The sequence below is a fragment of the Amycolatopsis sp. ATCC 39116 genome, assembly GCF_000231075.2.
Taxonomy (GTDB): Bacteria; Actinomycetota; Actinomycetes; order Mycobacteriales; family Pseudonocardiaceae; genus Amycolatopsis_E; species Amycolatopsis_E tucumanensis.
Window position 1 is genome coordinate 34,550 of record NZ_AFWY03000018.1, and the last position, 16,600, is coordinate 51,149.

At 70.7% G+C, this 16,600-nt stretch carries 15 protein-coding genes and 1 tRNA gene; 8 read left to right on the forward strand and 8 right to left on the reverse strand.

Going from position 1 to position 16,600, the window contains the following annotated elements; all coding sequences use genetic code 11:
* Window positions 1–483: 483 nt before the first annotated feature.
* Window positions 484–1,353 (forward strand): MIP/aquaporin family protein, encoded by an 870-nt coding sequence (locus AMY39116_RS0319790; protein ID WP_020419376.1) that lies wholly within the window; start codon window positions 484–486, stop codon window positions 1,351–1,353.
* Here AMY39116_RS0319790 and AMY39116_RS0319795 read toward each other — a convergent pair.
* On the reverse strand, window positions 1,350–2,843 hold the full coding sequence (locus AMY39116_RS0319795) for a GAF domain-containing protein (protein WP_020419377.1): 1,494 nt from the start codon (window positions 2,841–2,843) through the stop codon (window positions 1,350–1,352). The genes AMY39116_RS0319790 and AMY39116_RS0319795 overlap by 4 nt on opposite strands.
* A 160-nt stretch (window positions 2,844–3,003) precedes the next feature.
* Between AMY39116_RS0319795 and adh the strand changes: the two genes are divergently transcribed.
* The 5 genes from adh (at window position 3,004) to AMY39116_RS0319820 (ending at window position 7,817) form a co-directional block, all read left to right on the forward strand.
* Entirely contained in the window at window positions 3,004–4,527 is a 1,524-nt protein-coding gene (adh, locus tag AMY39116_RS0319800) for an aldehyde dehydrogenase (protein ID WP_020419378.1), read from the forward strand.
* 2 nt (window positions 4,528–4,529) lie between these two features.
* Window positions 4,530–4,898 (forward strand): DUF779 domain-containing protein, encoded by a 369-nt coding sequence (locus AMY39116_RS0319805; RefSeq protein WP_027936068.1) that lies wholly within the window; start codon window positions 4,530–4,532, stop codon window positions 4,896–4,898.
* A gap of 11 nt (window positions 4,899–4,909) precedes the next feature.
* Window positions 4,910–6,775, forward strand: a complete 1,866-nt coding sequence (locus tag AMY39116_RS0319810) for a propionyl-CoA synthetase (protein ID WP_020419380.1) — start codon at window positions 4,910–4,912, stop codon at window positions 6,773–6,775.
* A gap of 38 nt (window positions 6,776–6,813) precedes the next feature.
* Window positions 6,814–7,299: a hypothetical protein gene (locus AMY39116_RS0319815; RefSeq protein WP_020419381.1), complete on the forward strand. Its 486-nt coding sequence runs from the start codon at window positions 6,814–6,816 to the stop codon at window positions 7,297–7,299.
* A 140-nt stretch (window positions 7,300–7,439) separates the two neighbouring features.
* Window positions 7,440–7,817: a hypothetical protein gene (locus tag AMY39116_RS0319820; RefSeq protein ID WP_157358623.1), complete on the forward strand. Its 378-nt coding sequence runs from the start codon at window positions 7,440–7,442 to the stop codon at window positions 7,815–7,817.
* Between the two features lie 12 nt (window positions 7,818–7,829).
* Here the strand turns inward: AMY39116_RS0319820 and AMY39116_RS0319825 are convergent, their stop codons facing one another.
* The 5 genes from AMY39116_RS0319825 to AMY39116_RS0319845 form a co-directional block, all read right to left on the reverse strand.
* The gene (locus tag AMY39116_RS0319825) at window positions 7,830–8,570 is read right to left on the reverse strand and encodes a lysyl oxidase family protein (RefSeq protein ID WP_020419383.1); all 741 of its coding nucleotides are present in this window, start codon (window positions 8,568–8,570) and stop codon (window positions 7,830–7,832) included.
* A gap of 162 nt (window positions 8,571–8,732) precedes the next feature.
* Window positions 8,733–9,143, reverse strand: coding sequence for a hypothetical protein (locus tag AMY39116_RS0319830; protein ID WP_157358624.1), 411 nt, complete (start codon window positions 9,141–9,143; stop codon window positions 8,733–8,735).
* Between the two features lie 258 nt (window positions 9,144–9,401).
* Window positions 9,402–9,475, reverse strand: a tRNA-Leu gene (locus AMY39116_RS0319835).
* Window positions 9,476–9,517: 42 nt separating this feature from the next.
* Entirely contained in the window at window positions 9,518–10,843 is a 1,326-nt protein-coding gene (locus tag AMY39116_RS0319840) for an NAD(P)/FAD-dependent oxidoreductase (protein WP_020419385.1), read from the reverse strand.
* An 84-nt stretch (window positions 10,844–10,927) separates the two neighbouring features.
* Window positions 10,928–11,668 (reverse strand): uracil-DNA glycosylase, encoded by a 741-nt coding sequence (locus AMY39116_RS0319845; RefSeq protein ID WP_020419386.1) that lies wholly within the window; start codon window positions 11,666–11,668, stop codon window positions 10,928–10,930.
* Here AMY39116_RS0319845 and AMY39116_RS0319850 point away from each other — a divergent pair.
* Window positions 11,667–13,139, forward strand: coding sequence for a S10 family peptidase (locus AMY39116_RS0319850; RefSeq protein ID WP_020419387.1), 1,473 nt, complete (start codon window positions 11,667–11,669; stop codon window positions 13,137–13,139). The genes AMY39116_RS0319845 and AMY39116_RS0319850 overlap by 2 nt on opposite strands.
* Before the next feature lie 186 nt (window positions 13,140–13,325).
* Window positions 13,326–13,679 (forward strand): PASTA domain-containing protein, encoded by a 354-nt coding sequence (locus AMY39116_RS0319855; protein ID WP_020419388.1) that lies wholly within the window; start codon window positions 13,326–13,328, stop codon window positions 13,677–13,679.
* Window positions 13,680–13,820: 141 nt separating this feature from the next.
* Here AMY39116_RS0319855 and AMY39116_RS0319860 read toward each other — a convergent pair whose 3' ends face one another.
* Complete coding sequence (locus AMY39116_RS0319860; protein ID WP_020419389.1) at window positions 13,821–15,527, reverse strand: S8 family serine peptidase; 1,707 nt, start codon at window positions 15,525–15,527, stop codon at window positions 13,821–13,823.
* A 112-nt stretch (window positions 15,528–15,639) separates the two neighbouring features.
* Window positions 15,640–16,593 (reverse strand): Ppx/GppA phosphatase family protein, encoded by a 954-nt coding sequence (locus tag AMY39116_RS0319865; RefSeq protein WP_027936071.1) that lies wholly within the window; start codon window positions 16,591–16,593, stop codon window positions 15,640–15,642.
* Window positions 16,594–16,600 lie beyond the last annotated feature (7 nt).

Consider the following 16,600-nt stretch of genomic DNA (forward strand, 5'->3'; position numbering starts at 1 on the left):
GGCGGCAATGGCGGCACCGAGCGCAGCGTTCCGTGCACCGGCGAGGCTCGGCCACTCCAGGCGGCGATGACCACGCAGAGCAGCAAGTCCCCCACTCCACGCGACGATGACCACGCCGAGCAGCAAGTCCCCCACTCCACGCGGCGATCGCCGCTCCGGCGAGCGGGCCACCCCCGGCTCAGCGTTCCCCGCGCCCGCGAGGAGCCGGCCACCCGGCGGCGAGTCTCCCCCCGAAGGCGGCGACAGCCGCACCGGCGGCCGTGTCGATCCCTCCCGGTGGCGGGCTCGCCGCTCCGGGCGGCGGGCGGTCCGCCCCCGACAGGCTGCGGCAGGTGCGGCGGGCGGCCACCCCCGCCAGCGTGTTGGCCACCACCCAGCGAGCCGGCCACCCGAGCGAACTGCGGCCGGCCCAGCGGCGCAACGTCGGTGCAACCCGCGGCTTCGCAACCTGTCCGGCATCCGTACTGCGTCAAGGAGGACCCAGTGACCGATGTGGCACCCCTGCGCCGGCCCGCCGGCCTGAGCCGGTTGACCGGCGGCCGCGGCGACCTGCTCGCCGAGTTCTTCGGCACGTTCCTGCTCATCGCGCTCGGCGACGCCTGCGTGGCGATGGCCGTCGCGGGCCTGCCCGGCTCCGGGCGCACCGCCGGGGCCACCACGATCTTCCAGGGCACCGGCGACTGGCTGCTGATCGTGTGGGGCTGGGCCTTCGCCGTGGCCTTCGCGGTCTACGTGGCCGGCGGCGTCAGCGGGGCGCACCTCAACCCCGCCGTGACGCTCGCGATGGCCGTGCGGCGGCGGTTCCCGTGGCGCAAGGTGCCCGGCTACTGCGGCGCGCAGCTGGCCGGCGCGTTCACCGGCGCCGCGCTCGTGTACGCCGTCTACCACCCGGCGATCAGCGCGTTCGACACCGCGGCCGGGACACCGAAGAGCGAGGCGACGTTCTCGATCTTCGCGACCGTCCCGGCGCCGTACTTCACCAGCTGGTTCGGCCCGCTGCTGGACCAGGTCGTCGGCACGGCGGTGCTGCTCGTGGTGGTGCTCGCCCTGATCGACGCCCGCAACAAGGCGATCTCCCCGAAGATGGGGCCGCTGCTGATCGGGTTCACGGTCGCCGCGATCGGGCTGTCCTACGGCGCGAACGCCGGCTACGCGATCAACCCGGCACGCGACTTCGGGCCGCGGCTGTTCGCGTTCTTCGCCGGCTGGGGCGACACGGCGATGGACCCCTACCTGTGGGTGCCGATCGCCGGGCCGCTCGTCGGCGCCGTCGTCGGCGCGCTGCTGTACGACTTCTTCATCGGCGACGTGCTGCACGCGCGGCAGGTCGCCGAGGAGAAGTTCGTCGGCTAGTCCTCGCCGAGCAGCCACTCCAGGCGGGCCGACGCCACGGCCCGCCTGGGGTCGTCGGCGGGCAGGCGGCGGGTGAGGTGCTCGAACACCTCGACGTCGTCCCGGCCGGTCTCGCTCTGTGCGAAGGTCCACAGCACGTCCGGATCGGCGTGGCCGAGCACCGCGGTGCGCACGGCGGCGACCAGCTGCTCCCGCTCGGCTCGGATCGCGGGCGCGTCCGACCGGTTCAGCAACGGCGCCGGGCAGGCCGCGACGGCCGCGGCGACGTCACCGGTGTTCAACGCCCGCCGCGCACGCAGGAAATCAGCCTCCACCTCGGCACGAAGCTGGTAGGGCTTGGCCCGCATGACGTCGCCGCCGAGCTGCCCGCGCAACCGGTGGATCTCCGCCCGCACGGTCGTCGGGTTGCCGTCGTCGCCGTAGAGCTGCAACGCCAGCTGCTCGGCGGTCAACCCGGCGGGGTGCAGCGCGAGCAGCGCGAGGATCTCCGCGCGGCGCAGGGTGAGCGGCAGCGCGCGGCCGTTCATCACCGCGGCCGGGTTGTCGCCGAGGAACGACAGTTCGAGCGTCGGCCGCCGGGTGGCCGTGGTCGTCCGGAGCCGCAGCAGGTACCCCTCCGGCAGCGGCTCGACGTGCGCCTCCCGGCCGTCGTCGAGCAGCACCCGGTCGGCGTCCACCGCGACCCGCTTCGGCAGCCGCCCCAGCCGGTCGGCCGCGATCACCCGCCCGGTCGGGGTGAGCAACGCTCCCGGTTCGCCACGCAGCCGCGCGAGGTGCGGCATGTTCTTCGTCAGCAACTGGCCGTCCAGCCACTCCATCCGCCGCCGCAGGTGGCTCTCGGCGAGCTGCGCGGTGGCGTTGACCAGCGAAACCGTCGCCGGGTGCAGCGTGTCCAGCAGCCCGCTGACGTCGATCGCGCCGAGCAGGTCGCCGGTGTCCGGGTCGTGGATCGGGGCGGCCGCGCAGGTCCAGCCGTGGTAGGTCTTCACCAGGTGCTCGGCAGAGTAGATCTGCACCGGGGCGTCCACGGCGAGCGCGGTGCCCATCGCGTTGGTGCCGATCGCCCGCTCGGACCAGCCGGTCCCCTCGCACAGCCCGACCGGGTCCGCCTGGCTGCACAGGTTGGCGGGTCCCTCCCGCCACAGGATCGTGCCCTCGGCATCGGTGACGATCATGACGTGCCGCGACTCGTCGGCGATGCTGCCCAGCAGTTCGCGCAACGTCGGCAGAACGGCGTGCAACGGGTGGGCGTCGCGGACGTCGGCCACCTCGTCCGGCGCGTAGACGATCGGCGGACGGAAATCGTCCGGATCGATGTGCGCGGCGAGTGAGCGTTGCCAGGACTCGGAAATCACCGGACGGGGTGAAAACTGCGTGCGATCACCACTCAGAGTTGCTTCGCGAACCTGTTGCAGTACCTCGAACTGCGCCAGCGGGTCCGACGCCAGGTGCAGCGCCGTCGGGGCGTCGGTCACGGTTTCGGCGTCCATTGAGCACTCCGGCGTCGTCGACGGAACGGGCACCGAAAGCATGCCGGGCGCCTGCCGCGTTCGGCAACCGTTGCAACGACGCTGCAACGTCGCCTTCCCTAGCTTGGCGCCCGGTGCGCCGAAGCCGTTCGCACCGAACACCGATCCAGGAGGCAGGCTCATGACGAAGTACGCCGCGCCGGGCGAAACCGGCAGCGTCGTCGCGTTCGAACCGCGGTACGACCACTTCATCGGCGGCGAATACGTCCCGCCGGCGAAGGGCGACTACTTCGAGAACCCGACGCCGGTCACCGGCAAGACCTTCACCGAGGTCGCGCGCGGCACGGCCGAGGACGTCGACCGCGCGGTCGCCGCCGCCACCGGCGCCGCCGCCGCGTGGGGTCGCACCTCCCCCGCCGAGCGCGCCGCCGTGCTGCTCAAGATCGCCGACCGGATGGAAGCCAACCTCGAGAAGCTCGCGGTCGCCGAGTCGTGGGAGAACGGCAAGCCGGTCCGGGAGACCCTGGCCGCCGACATCCCGCTGGCGATCGACCACTTCCGCTACTTCGCCGGCGCCATCCGCGCCCAGGAGGGCGGCATCTCCCAGGTCGACGCGGACACCGTGGCCTACCACTTCCACGAGCCGCTCGGCGTGGTCGCCCAGATCATCCCGTGGAACTTCCCGATCCTGATGGCCACCTGGAAGCTCGCGCCGGCGCTCGCGGCGGGCAACTGCGTCGTCCTCAAGCCCGCGGAGCAGACCCCGGCGTCGATCCACGTGCTGCTGAGCCTGATCGCGGACGTCGTCCCGGCCGGCGTGGTCAACGTCGTCAACGGGTTCGGCGTCGAGGCCGGCAAGCCGCTGGCCCAGCACAAGGGCATCCGCAAGGTCGCCTTCACCGGTGAGACCACCACCGGCCGCCTGATCATGCAATACGCCAGCGAGAACATCATCCCCGTCACGCTGGAGCTGGGCGGCAAGAGCCCGAACATCTTCTTCGCCGACGTCGCGGCCGAGCAGGACGCGTTCTACGACAAGGCTCAGGAGGGCTTCGCGATGTTCGCCCTCAACCAGGGCGAAGTCTGCACCTGCCCGTCGCGCGCGCTGATCCAGTCGTCCATCTACGACCGGTTCCTCGCCGACGGCGTGGCGCGCGTCGAGAAGATCAAGCAGGGCCACCCGCTGGACACCGACACGATGATCGGCGCGCAGGCCTCGAACGACCAGTTCGAGAAGATCCTGTCCTACATCGACATCGGCAAGCAGGAGGGCGCGGAGGTCCTCACCGGTGGCGGCAAGGCCGACCTCGGCGGCGAGCTGGCCGGCGGCTACTACATCCAGCCGACGGTGTTCGCCGGTGACAACAAGATGCGGATCTTCCAGGAGGAGATCTTCGGCCCGGTCGTGTCGGTCACGAAGTTCGACGACTACGACGACGCCATCAAGATCGCCAACGACACGCTGTACGGGCTGGGCGCGGGTGTCTGGTCGCGCGACGGCAACACCGCGTTCCGCGCCGGCCGCGAGATCCAGGCCGGTCGCGTGTGGACGAACTGCTACCACGCCTACCCGGCGCACGCGGCGTTCGGCGGCTACAAGCAGTCCGGCATCGGGCGGGAGACCCACAAGATGATGCTCGACCACTACCAGCAGACGAAGAACCTGCTGGTGTCGTACTCGCCGAACGCGCAGGGGTTCTTCTGATCATGAGCCGGGTGGATCTCACCGACGCCGCCGCGGACCTGCTGCGACGGCTGACCGGACAGCACGGTCCGCTGATGTTCCACCAGTCCGGTGGGTGCTGTGACGGCAGCGCGCCGATGTGCTACCCGGCCGGGGAGTTCCGCACCGGCGGATCCGACGTGCACCTCGGCGATCTCGCGGTCGCCGGGGTGCCGGCCCCGATCCCGGTGTGGATGTCGGCCGCGCAGTTCGAGTACTGGCGGCACACGCACCTGACGATCGACGTGGTTCCCGGCCGGGGCAGCGGGTTTTCGCTGGAGGCCCCGGAGGGTGTGCGGTTCCTGATCCGGTCGCGGTTGCTGACCGACGAAGAGTTGTCCGAACTGGACTGAGAGGACGGGGCATGGGCGGGTACGCCGGCGTCTACGAGGAAAGTCTGCGTGATCCGGAGGGTTTCTGGACCTCCGCCGCATCGGCGATCAGCTGGACGCGGCAGCCCGATCGCGCGCTGGACGCCGAGCGCCCGCCCTGGTACCGGTGGTTCCCCGGCGGCAGGCTGAACACCTGCTACAACGCGCTGGACCGGCACGTCGCCGCCGGGCACGGTGACCGCGTCGCCCTGATCTACGACTCGCCGGTCACCGGTTCGTCGGCCGGCTACACCTACGCCGAGTTGCTGGACGAGGTCTCCCGGTTCGCCGGAGCGCTGCGCGGGCTGGGCGTCGAGCGCGGCGACCGGGTGGTGCTGTACCTGCCGATGATCCCGCAGGCGGTGATCGCGATGCTGGCGTGCGCGCGGCTGGGTGCGGTGCACTCGGTGGTGTTCGGCGGGTTCGCGCCGAAGGAGCTGGCCGTGCGGATCGCCGACGCGCGGCCGAAGGTGGTGGTGTGCGGTTCGTGCGGCATCGAGCCGACGCGGGTGATCGAGTACAAGCCGATCGTCGACGAGGCGATCGCGCTGTCCGGCGAGTCGCCCCAGGTGGTGGTCTTCCAGCGGGAACAGGTGCAGGCTGCGCTGCGACCGGGCGAGCACGACTGGGCCGGTCTGGTGGCGAACGCTTCGCCAGTGTCCTGTGTGGAGGTTGCCGCGACGGATCCGTTGTACGTGCTGTACACGTCCGGCACGACGGGCAAGCCGAAGGGCGTGGTGCGGGACAACGGCGGGCACGCGGTCGCGCTGGCCTGGTCGATGGCGAACATCTACGACATCGGGCCGGGCGACGTGTGGTGGACCGCGTCCGACGTCGGGTGGGTCGTCGGGCACTCCTACATCGTCTACGGACCGCTGCTGGTGGGCGCGACGACCGTGCTGTACGAAGGAAAACCGGTCGGCACGCCCGACGCCGGCGCGTTCTGGCGGGTGGTCTCGTCGTACGGGGTGAAGGCGCTGTTCACCGCGCCGACGGCGGTGCGGGCGATCAAGAAGGTGGATCCGTCGGGTGAGTTGCTGCGGGACATGCCGACGCTGCGGACGTTGTTCCTGGCGGGCGAGCGGCTGGATCCCGAGACGTACCACTGGGCGACGGCGCGGCTCGGGGTGCCGGTGGTGGACCACTGGTGGCAGACCGAGACGGGGTGGGCGATCGCGGCCAACCCGCGCGGGCTGGAGCCATTGCCGTTGAAGCCGGGCTCGCCGAGCGTGCCGATGCCCGGTTACGACGTGCGGATCCTGGCGGAGTCCGGCGAGGAGCTGCCGCGCGGCGCGGAGGGCGCGGTGTGCGTCCGGTTGCCGCTGCCGCCGGGCACGCTGCTGGGCTTGTGGAACGACGACTCGCGGTACGTGTCGTCGTACCTGTCGCGGTATCCCGGGTACTACCTGACCGGCGACGGTGGTTTCGTCGACCAGGACGGCTACCTGTTCGTGATGGGCCGGACCGACGACGTGATCAACGTGGCAGGACACCGGTTGTCGACGGGCGCGATGGAAGCCGTGCTGGCGGCGCATCCCGCGGTGGCGGAGTGCGCCGTGGTCGGGGTGGCGGATTCGTTGAAGGGCCAGCTGCCGCGGGGTTTCGTCGTGCTCAAGGCGGGCGCGTCCGCGGAGGGCCTGGAGGAGGAGCTGGTGGCCGCGGTGCGCCGGGACATCGGCGCGGTGGCGGCGTTCCGGTCGGTGACGGTCGTGGACGCGCTGCCGAAGACGCGATCGGGCAAGATCCTGCGCAAGTCGATGCGAGCAATAGCCGAAGGCCGCGACGAGGCGGTGCCGTCGACCATCGAGGACCCAGCGGTGCTGGAGAAACTGCGCGAGGTACTGTCAGCAGACGGCTGAAACTCGACAACGGCCGGCGCCGGGTTGTCAATCCGGAGATGACGGGCTGGCGGCGGGTTTGCCCGCACCCCTGGAGGGTCGTCTACGGGGTGTTCGTGTGGATCGGACTGGGGTTGACAACGCTGGTCGGCGGCGTCCTCCTCTTCGGCGGCAGTGAGGTCGGGTCGGTGCCCGGCGCGGTAGCGGCGATGGTCTTCTTCGCCGGCTGGAGCGTGCTGGGTTTCCGGTTGAGCCGGGTCGGCGTGCACGTGGGCGCGGAGGGCGTCCGGTACTGCACGCTGACGCGGACGTGCACGAAGCCGTGGCGCGACGTGGTGGGGTTCGAACTCCGCCGATACGTGGTGGCCCAACCCGTGGCTGAGGCGTGGACGATCTGGATCATCACGAGCACAGGCCCACCCGTGGAAACGGACATCGGCTTCATCCGACCGCACCACCCCCGATCTCTCCGTTCGGAGGCCGAAGTACGCACCGCCCTCACCGAATTGCACGCCGCGCTGGCGTGGAGTCGCCGAACCACGTGACCGCCCCGCTCGAGGAAGTCGACCAGCCCGTCGTTCGAGTGGCCGTCGTCGGCCGCTCCCACGGAGGTGGCGCCGGTACCGGAAAGCCAACGTCCGAAAACCAGGCCGGAAAACGTCCTCCCCCACCGCATACTGGTCGGGTGCGACTGCGGACCCACATTGCCAACTCGCCGGCTGTCGTCGACCATCGGTTGGATCCCTACCGCGACCGCGTCGCGCGGTTGCTCGACTCCGACGGCCGGACCGCGGGCTACCTGCTGTTGCTCACGCAGGTCTGGTACGAGGCGCGCGGGCCTTGGTGGCGCCGCACCTGGTCGGCGGGCGTCGAGAGGCTCGACTGGTTCGCCGAGGTGCTCACCGACGGCGAATGGCTCCACACCGACGGCGGCTGGATGTACACCGAGGACGCCGTGGCCGAACTGTCCTCCGGCACCTTCGACTGCTACGGACGGGAATTCGCGATCAGCTGGTTGGCCGGCGACGAGGCGGCCGAAGCCCGCGGGCGGTTCGGCGTCTGAGACCGGAGCCGTTCAGGCGGCCGGGCCGTGCGCGAGGACGCGCACCGACGGCCGGCCCTTCCGGCTGGTCAGCGAGAGGTCCACCCACGTCGCGTTGTTGGTGCGGTCCGCCTCGGTGAAGTGCCCCTGCGCGTCGGCCGTGGCGATGAGCCGGTAGTGGCCGTCGGGGAGGCCGGTGATGTCCACGAACTGGTCCGGCAGCGTCGACACATACCGGTCCGCCCACCCGACGGACAGCCCCATCGTCACCGTGAGCGAACCGCGGTCGCCGCAACCGCTTTCCGAGTACACTTTGGACCGCGCGGCACCGGGCAGGGAGCGCCGGTAGGAGTTCGTGTCGTAGAAGCAGAAACCGGCCTTCGCGGCCACGCTCACCACGCCGCCGTCCAGCCGCACGAGCTGGTAGGTCTCGAGGTCGCGGATGTGCCAGTGGTCGTGCCCGTCGCCGCCGTACACGAGCCCGGCCGGAACGCCCACGTCCGCCCGCGAGCCATCCGCCCGCGAGACCCGCTGCACGACCCGGAACGGCGCGTCCACGGACACGCGGGACGCCTCGACCTCGAACGGCCCCCGCCCCACGTTCACGATCGTCGCCGAGAAACGGAGCTGCTGCTGGCCTGCCGGGCTCGTGGTGACCTTCACGTCGCTGAGCGGCGCCATGCCGAGGTCGGGACGCAACTCCTCCTCGGCGGACGCGACCCCGGGGATGAACAGGAGAGCCGCCAGCACAAGCAGCCCGATCCGGCGGAGCACGGTTTACCTCCGGCAACAGTCAGCGGTTGCCGGAAACGCACCCCGCGCTCGGCCACATCGACATCGACGCCAGACGATCTTATTGCCTCCACAGGCGCTGCGCCCGCCGGGCGGACAGCAAGGTTGTGGGTCAAGCACAGTGATGACCCCGCAGCACGGTGCTCATTCGGCCGAAGAGGACTCCAGGCCCTGGTTCGCGTCCTTCCAGAGTCGCCGTGCGCGGTGCCGTATCCGCTGCGTCGCGCCGGTTCTGCTGACCTCGTCGAGGACGCCCAGCAACGCGGAGACCGGATGGCCGCCTTCGAGCCAGTCCAGGGCACGGGCGGACCAGTAGTCGCTGCCACTGGTCAGCGCGAGACGCAGCAGTTCCTCCCATGGCGGGTCAGCAGGCACCCCGGCGGTCGCGCGTTCGACCTCGGCGTAGTGGAGCTCGAGCATCGGCAGCAGGGGCACGAGCCAGTCCAACGGCTGGACGCGCCCCCACCCGTCACCGAGCACCCACCGCCCCTGGCAGTCGAGACCGAGCACGCGCGTGCCCGCCTGGAGCACGGGCTGCCAGTCGATCTCGTCCACGCCGTCGGCGTCGGCCACACAAAGCGGTCGTCCCAGGCATCTCCGCTGGCGGGCAGGCCCGGGTGGCTCGCCTCGAACGCACCCGTCACATCGACGTCGCCCGAGCGCTGCTGATCGCTTGCGCGCCTTGGGTGGTTTCGTGAGGTGCGATCTTTACGAACTTGGGCCCCCAGCGTTGGAGCCACTCACCACGCGCTCAGCCGGCTGAAGCTGCTGATCTCACGATCCTCAGCCCCAACGCCCTGACCTGCGATCCAGTGCCCCCGACGGGGTTCGAACCCGCACTGAATCGATTTTAAGTCGACTGCCTCTGCCGGTTGGGCTACGGGGGCACCGTCAGCCTAGGCGAACGGCCCCCGCAGCCCCAGCGCAGGTCAGGACTTCGAAGCCCGCGTGAACTCTTCCTTCGGGTTGTTGATCTGCCCCAGCGACACGACCTCACGCCGGAACAGGCCGCCCAGCATCCAGTCCAGCAGGATGCGCACCTTGCGGTTGAACGTGGGCATCGCCTTGAGGTGGTAGCCGCGGTGGAAGAGCCAGGCCGGGAAGCCCTTGATCTTCAGGTTCAGCGCGTCCGCGACGCCCTTGTGCAGGCCGAGGCCGGCCACCGCGCCCAGGTTCTTGTGGAAGTAGTCCACCGGCTGGCCGCCGCGCAGCGTCTTGATGATGTTCTTCGCCAGGTGCCGCGCCTGCCGGACCGCGTGCTGCGCGTTCGGCGGGCAGGTGGCCGTCGGGTCGCTCTCGGTGCGCGACAGGTCCGGCACCGCGGCGTTGTCGCCCGCGGTCCAGACGTCCGGGTGGCCGACGACCTGCAGCGCGGCGGTCGCCTCGACCCGGCCGCGCTTGTCGATCGGCAGGTCCGAGTTGGCCAGCACCGGGTTGGCCTTCACACCGGCGGTCCAGATGATCGTGTCGCTGTCGAACTCGGTGCCGTCCGAGAGGACCACCCGGCCGTTCTCGAACGACTTCGCCGCGGTCGACAGGTAGACCTCGATGCCGCGCTTCTCCAGCTGCTCGACCGTCCACACGCCGAGCGTCTCGCGGACCTCGGGCAGGATCCGGCCCGCGGCCTCGACGAGCACCCAGCGGATGTCCTCCGGCTGGATGTTCTCGTAGTACCGCGTCGCGAACCGGGTCATGTCCTCGAGCTCGGCCAGCGCCTCGATACCCGCGAACCCGCCGCCGACGACGGTGAAGGTGAGCAGGCGCTTGCGCAGCTCGGGGTCCAGCGTGCTGGCCGCCTCGTCGAGCTTGGTCAGCACGTGGTTGCGCAGGTAGATGGCCTCACCGATGGTCTTGATGCCGATGCCCTCTTCGGCCAGACCGGGGATCGGCAGCAGCCGCGGCACGGCGCCGAGCGCGACCACGAGCACGTCGTAGTTCAGCTGCTCGATGTGCCCGTCGGCGGCCTCCACCGTGACGGTCTTGCGCTCGTGCTCGATCTTGTTGACCCGCGCCGTCAGGACGTGGCAACGCTTGAGCACGCGCCGCAGCGGCACCACGACGTGGCGCGGTTCGATGGCCCCAGCCGCCGCTTCCGGCAGGAACGGCTGATAGGTCATGTGCGGCTGAGGGTCGACGATCGTCACGGAGGCTTCGTTGGCGCGGAGCTTCTTCTGGAGTCCCAACGCGGTGTAGAGCCCGACGTAACCGCCACCCAGAATGAGGATCCGAGTCGGTTCCGACTTCGCTGCGGCCATAGGCACATCTTCCCACTCCCACCGGCTGGGCGCTCGTAGACCCTCCCCACCTGTGACCAGGGTCGCGGACCTGCGCGAAACGATTCAGAGGAGCCCGGCCACGCCCGCCGCACGGCTCAGCACGTCGCGCAGCATGGCCGGGGTGAGGCGTCCGGTGAAAGTGTTCTGCTGCGAGACGTGAAATGACCCAAAAAGGTGAAGATCGGGGGTCCCGGACAGGACGAAGTGAGCGCCGTGGCCGAACTTCGGCGCCGGTTTCGGCACCGTCCAGGTCTGCGCCAGCACCGGCAGCAGCGCCTGCCAGCCGAACGCGCCGAGCACGACCACCGCGCGGAGTGTCGGAAGTAACAGCTCGAACTCCCGCACCAGCCACGGGCGGCAGTTGTCCCGCTCCGAGGGCAGCGGCTTGTTGGCAGGCGGCGCGCACTTGACCGGCGCGGTGATGCGGACACCCCGCAGCTCCAGGCCGTCGCCGATGTGGGTGGACGTCGGCTGCGACGCCAGCCCGATGTCGTAAAGCGTCCGGTAGAGGAAGTCGCCCGAGCGGTCGCCGGTGAACATGCGGCCGGTGCGGTTGGCCCCGTGCGCGGCCGGGGCGAGCCCGACGATGGCCAGCGACGCGTCCGCGGGCCCGAACCCGGGCACCGGGCGGCCCCAGTACGTCCAGTCGGCGAAGGCGGCCCGCTTGGTCGCGGCGACCTCCTCGCGCCACTCGACGAGACGCGGGCAGCGGCGGCACTCGCTGACCGCCGTGTCCAGTTCGGCGAGGGTGCGGGGCTTTCGTCGGGTCACATCGTCAGTGTGCTCCGCTAGGTTGGCGATCATGCCGGAAACCCCCGAAGAGGAGACGAAGACCGAGGCCGCGCCCGAACCGAGCGACGACCTCGTCACCACGCAGCACACGCTCACCGTCAAGCGGCGCAAACTCGCGTACACCGCGCAAACCGGACGAGTCGTGCTGCGCAAGGAAGTGCACACCGACGGCAAGTTCGACGGCCACACCGCCAAGGCCGAGGTGTTCCTCACCTCCTACACGCTCGACGGCGCGGAGCCGGGTTCGCGGCCGGTGACGTTCGCCTTCAACGGCGGCCCCGGCTCGGCGAGCGTGTGGCTGCACATGGGCGTGCTGGGGCCGCGGCGGGTGGTGTCCGGCGACGTCGACTCGCCCGAGCCGCCGCCGTACCGCGTGCTGGACAACCCGGAAACCCTGCTGGCGCACAGCGACCTGGTGTTCATCGACCCGGTGTCCACCGGCTACTCGCGGCCGAAGAAGGGCGAAAGCGTCAAGGACTACCACGGGTTCACCGCCGATGTGGAGTCGGTGGCGGAGATCATCCGGCTGTGGACGTCACGCAACGGCCGGTGGCTGTCGCCGAAGTACCTGGCCGGCGAGTCCTACGGCACGCTGCGGGCGGCGGCGCTGGCCGGGCACCTGCAGGAGCGGCACGGGTTCTACCTCAACGGCCTGATGCTCATCTCGAGCGTGCTGGACTTCGGCACGATCCGGTTCACCGAGGGCAACGACCAGCCGTACCCGCTGTTCGTGCCGACGTACGCGGCGATCGCGCACTACCACGGCAAGCACGGCAAGCGGAAGCTGGCGGACGTGCTGGCCGAGGCCGAGGACTTCGCCGCGCGCGAGCTGCCGTGGGCGCTGTCGCGCGGTTCGCGGCTGACGCCGGAGGAGAAGGCCGCGGCGGTGCGGAAGCTGGCGTCGCTGACCGGGCTCGACGAGTCCTATGTGGACCGGGTCAACCTGCGGATCGAGCACGTGCGGTTCTTCACCGAGCTGCTGCGGGAGCGCGGGCTGACCACGGGCCGGATGGACGGCCGCTTCACGACGTGGGAGCCGGACGGCGGACGCGAACTGATGAGCGACGACGCGTCGGTGTCGCGGATCATCGGGGCGTATTCGGCCGGTTTCAACCACTACGTCCGGTCCGAGCTGGGCTACGAGAACGACCTGCCGTACGAGGTCCTGTCGATGGACGTGGTGCGGAACTGGTCGTACTCGGAGTTCGAGGGCCGCGCGGTGTCGGCGGTGGAGGCGCTGAGCGCGGCGATGCGGGCGAACCCGCACCTGAAGGTGCACGTGGCCCTGGGCTACTACGACGGCGCGACGCCCTACTACGCCGCCGAGCACGTGCTGGCGCACCTGCAGATCCCGGAGAACCTGCGCGGCAACATCGAATCGGCCTACTACCCGGCCGGGCACATGATGTACGTGCACGAGCCGTCACGGGTCCAGCAGTCGAAGGACCTGGCCGAGTTCGTGCGGTCGAGCAGCAACCGCTGATAGTGCGTGCCGCCCCGCTTGGCAGGGCGGGGCGGCACGCCGGTAACAGATCGAGAACGGTGTTCAAACTGCTGAAACGGCCGTTCCCGCCACGTCGACATTCACCCGGTGAACGTTGATCAATCCCGAGGGGCGGACATGCGGCAGCGCAGCAGGACGACGTGGGCGACCGTGCCGGGAGCAGTCGTGCTCCTGGCGGTTGTCGGTGCGTGCGGCACCTCGCCGGTGAGACCGGGCGGGGAGACCGCGAGCAGTTCGCCGGCGCCGGTGAGCGCCCCGGAGTCCGCGGCGCGGACCTCGGCCGGCGCGGCCGAGCTGATCACCGTGCCCGACGTGTCCGGGCTTAACCACCAGCAGGCCCAGGACACCATGCAGGCCGCCGGTCTCTACAACCTGCGCGAGGTCGACGGCAAGGGGCTCGGCCGCATGCTCGTCGTGGACAGCAACTGGGTCCAGGTCGGACAGGACCCGCCCGCGGGCACCAAGGTCACCCCCGGCACGGTGATCACCCTTACGGCGGTCAAGTACACCGATCGCTGACCAGGGCCGCGGCCGCCACGCAAGCGAGAAGGGCAGGACGTTGGCAGCGCCGGTGAAGCCGGCAGCCGCGTTCATCACCCGCCCGGCACACGCGTGAAGGGCCGCCCCCGCGGGCGCGGGAGCGGCCCTTCCGCCACCACCTCAGCCGCGCAGGTATGCGGCTCCCCTGGTCACCGCGGCGTAGGCGTCCACCGCTCCGTGGCCGTAGAAACCGTTGAACGACGGGCTGCCCTGGCAGGTCGCGGTGAACGAGTCATCGCGACCCTCGTCCAGGTAGTCGACCGTCGCGGGGACCGGGCACGCGATCGGCGCCGCCGTGCCCTCGATGATCCGCTGCACCGCGTCCGGGCTCATCGTGATCCCGCCGCGGCCCGCCCGGCCGTACTCGGACACGATCAGCGCCGCCACGCCGCTCGCGTGCGGGGCGGCCATCGACGTGCCCTGCAGGAACTGGTAGTACGCCGCCCGGCCGTCCTTCGTGACCGCCTTCTGCACGCCCGCGGCCGCACCGTCGGGGGTCACGTTGCCGTCCGCGTCGATCGTGCCTTCGGCGACACCGACGTTGCGCGGGTACGCGGACAGGATCATGTTCTCGTTGGTGCGGTACCAGTCCGTGCCGAACCCGTCGCGGAAGAAGCCGCCCGGCGCGGACACCGAGATCTGCTCCAGGCCGTAGTTCGAGTAGTCCGCCTTCGCGCCGGACGGGCCGAACGCGGAGACCCCGATGGTGTGCGGGCCCTCGACCGGCAGCGACAGGCAGGTCGCGTTGTCGATCGTGCGCGGGTGGGCCGACGACGCCGGGTAGTCCGGGCTCGTCGTGTCCGGCTGCGGCGCGCCCAGGTCGGTGTGCTGGTTGCCCAGCGCCGCGACCTCGGTGACGCCCTTGCGGTAGGCGTAGTTCATCGCCCGCGTCATGGCCTCGGTGACGGTGCGCTGCTCCAGCTGCTGCTCGGCCGAGTCCGCCGGGTTCGAGGCGCAGTTGTAGAGCCACGGGTCGACGTAGAAGCTCATGTTGACGACGTCGACACCCGCGTCACCGGCGTAGGTGATCGCGTCGACGACCGGCTGGAGGAAGAAGAATCCGGAGTCCTGGCCCGCGCGCAGGTTCACCAGCGTCACGTTCGGGGCGACCCCGGAGATGCCGAACCCGTCCGCGGCCGCGGCGATCGTGCCTGCGACGTGGGTGCCGTGCCCGTTGTCGTCGTGGTCGGCGGGGTCGACGCAGCCGCGGAACTCGCACGGCCCGTCCACGACCGCGCCGGTCGGGTCGGTCGGGATGTCGCGGGTGAAGTTGCGGGACGCGCCGCGGTCGAAGTTGGGGGCGATGTCGGGGTGCGTGCCGTCCACACCGGTGTCGATGACGCCGACCTTGACGCGCTTGTTGCCCGGCTGCACGGTGCGCGACATGTCCGAGCGCACCGACTTGAGGCCCCACAGCTGGTCGTCCAGCGGGTCGGTGCCGGTGGCGCCGGTCGTCGCGCCGCTGCTCTTGGGCGCCTGGCGGCCTTCCTTCTCCACGTCGGACCGCTTCGGCGCGACCTTGCCGGTGGGGGCCTGGCCGATGGCCGTCGCCTTCGCCGCTCCGTAGACCGCGTCGTCGGCCGACACGCGTTGCACGAAGCCGTTCGCCGGGGCGGTGGCCGTGATCAGGCCGACCGCCGTGTTGGTCCGCACCACGGTTCCGCCGGCCTCGCGGATGGCCTGCTCGGCGGCGGCGACGCTCTGTTCGCCGGAGGCCAGCACGGTGAACTCCGTGGCGGGCCCGGACAGCGCGGCGGGTTGTGCGCTCGCGCTGGGAAGAACGACGGCCCCGCCGATCAGCGGGACCGCGAGCGCCGCGATGAGCAACCTGGTTCGTCTCAAGGAACTCCTCCTCATCAGGGTGAGGAGGAACCTACCTTCCGGATCGCCCGATCCGGTACGAAAACCCTACCTTCGTCGGGTGCGGGAGCCGCGCGGCTCAGGCGAGCGAGAGCGCGATCCCGTCGAGGATGTCGTGCTCGCTGACCACCAGTTCGGCCGGCCCGCCGCGGCGCCCGATCTCCTCGGCGAGGATCTGCACGATCAGCCCGCCGCCGCCGATGACGTCGACCCGGCCGGGGTGGATCACCGGGTTCGCGGCGCGCGCGTCGTGGTCGGCTTCCAGCAGGTGCCCCGACACGCGGGTGATGTCGGCCGGGGTCAGTCGCGACAGGTGCGTCCGCTCCGAGTCGTACTCGGGCAGCTCCTGGGCCACCGCGGACAGCGTGGTCACCGTGCCCGCGACGCCGATCCAGGTGCGGGCCTTCGACACGTCCACGACGTCGAACGCCTCGGCGAGCACGCCGGTGGCGAACTCGCGCGCGGCCACGATCTCGTTGGACGTCGGCGGGTCCGATTTCAGCGCGCGCTCGGTGATCCGCACGCAGCCGATGTCGACCGACTTCGCCGCGGTGACCGTGGCGCGCTTGCCGTCCCACTCGCCGAGGACCAGCTCGGTCGAGCCGCCGCCGACGTCGACTACCAGGAACGGCCCGTCGTCCGGGTCCTGCTCGCCGACCGCGCCCATGAACGACAGGCGGGCCTCCTCGTCGCCGGAGATCACCTCGGCCTCCACGCCGAGGACCTCGCGCGTCATCGCGAAGAACTCGTCGCGGTTGCTCGCGTCGCGCGTCGCCGAGGTGGCGACCATGCGGACCTTCTCCACGCCCTTGCGCCGCGCGGCGATGGTGTAGTCCTTCAGCGCGGCGCGCGTGCGCTCCAGCGCCTCGGGCGCCAGCCGTCCGGTCGCGTCCACGCCCTGCCCGAGCCGCACGATCCGCATCTCCCGATGCAGGTCACGCAGGTCGAAGGTGCCGTCGTGACGCTCGGTCAGCTCGGCCACCAGCAGACGGATGGAGTTCGTTCCACAGTCGATCGCGGCAACACGGGGCATGCGCCCA

Excerpts from the sequence above, each read along its gene's own strand:
- AMY39116_RS0319795 (WP_020419377.1), bottom strand. The coding sequence starts at position 2,843 with ATGGACGCCGAAACCGTGACCGACGCCCCGACGGCGCTGCACCTGGCG.
- adh (WP_020419378.1), top strand. The coding sequence starts at position 3,004 with ATGACGAAGTACGCCGCGCCGGGCGAAACCGGCAGCGTCGTCGCGTTC.
- AMY39116_RS0319805 (WP_027936068.1), top strand. The coding sequence starts at position 4,530 with ATGAGCCGGGTGGATCTCACCGACGCCGCCGCGGACCTGCTGCGACGG.
- AMY39116_RS0319810 (WP_020419380.1), top strand. The coding sequence starts at position 4,910 with ATGGGCGGGTACGCCGGCGTCTACGAGGAAAGTCTGCGTGATCCGGAG.
- AMY39116_RS0319815 (WP_020419381.1), top strand. The coding sequence starts at position 6,814 with ATGACGGGCTGGCGGCGGGTTTGCCCGCACCCCTGGAGGGTCGTCTAC.
- AMY39116_RS0319840 (WP_020419385.1), bottom strand. The coding sequence starts at position 10,843 with ATGGCCGCAGCGAAGTCGGAACCGACTCGGATCCTCATTCTGGGTGGC.
- AMY39116_RS0319850 (WP_020419387.1), top strand. The coding sequence starts at position 11,667 with ATGCCGGAAACCCCCGAAGAGGAGACGAAGACCGAGGCCGCGCCCGAA.
- AMY39116_RS0319845 (WP_020419386.1), bottom strand. The coding sequence starts at position 11,668 with ATGATCGCCAACCTAGCGGAGCACACTGACGATGTGACCCGACGAAAG.
- AMY39116_RS0319865 (WP_027936071.1), bottom strand. The coding sequence starts at position 16,593 with ATGCCCCGTGTTGCCGCGATCGACTGTGGAACGAACTCCATCCGTCTG.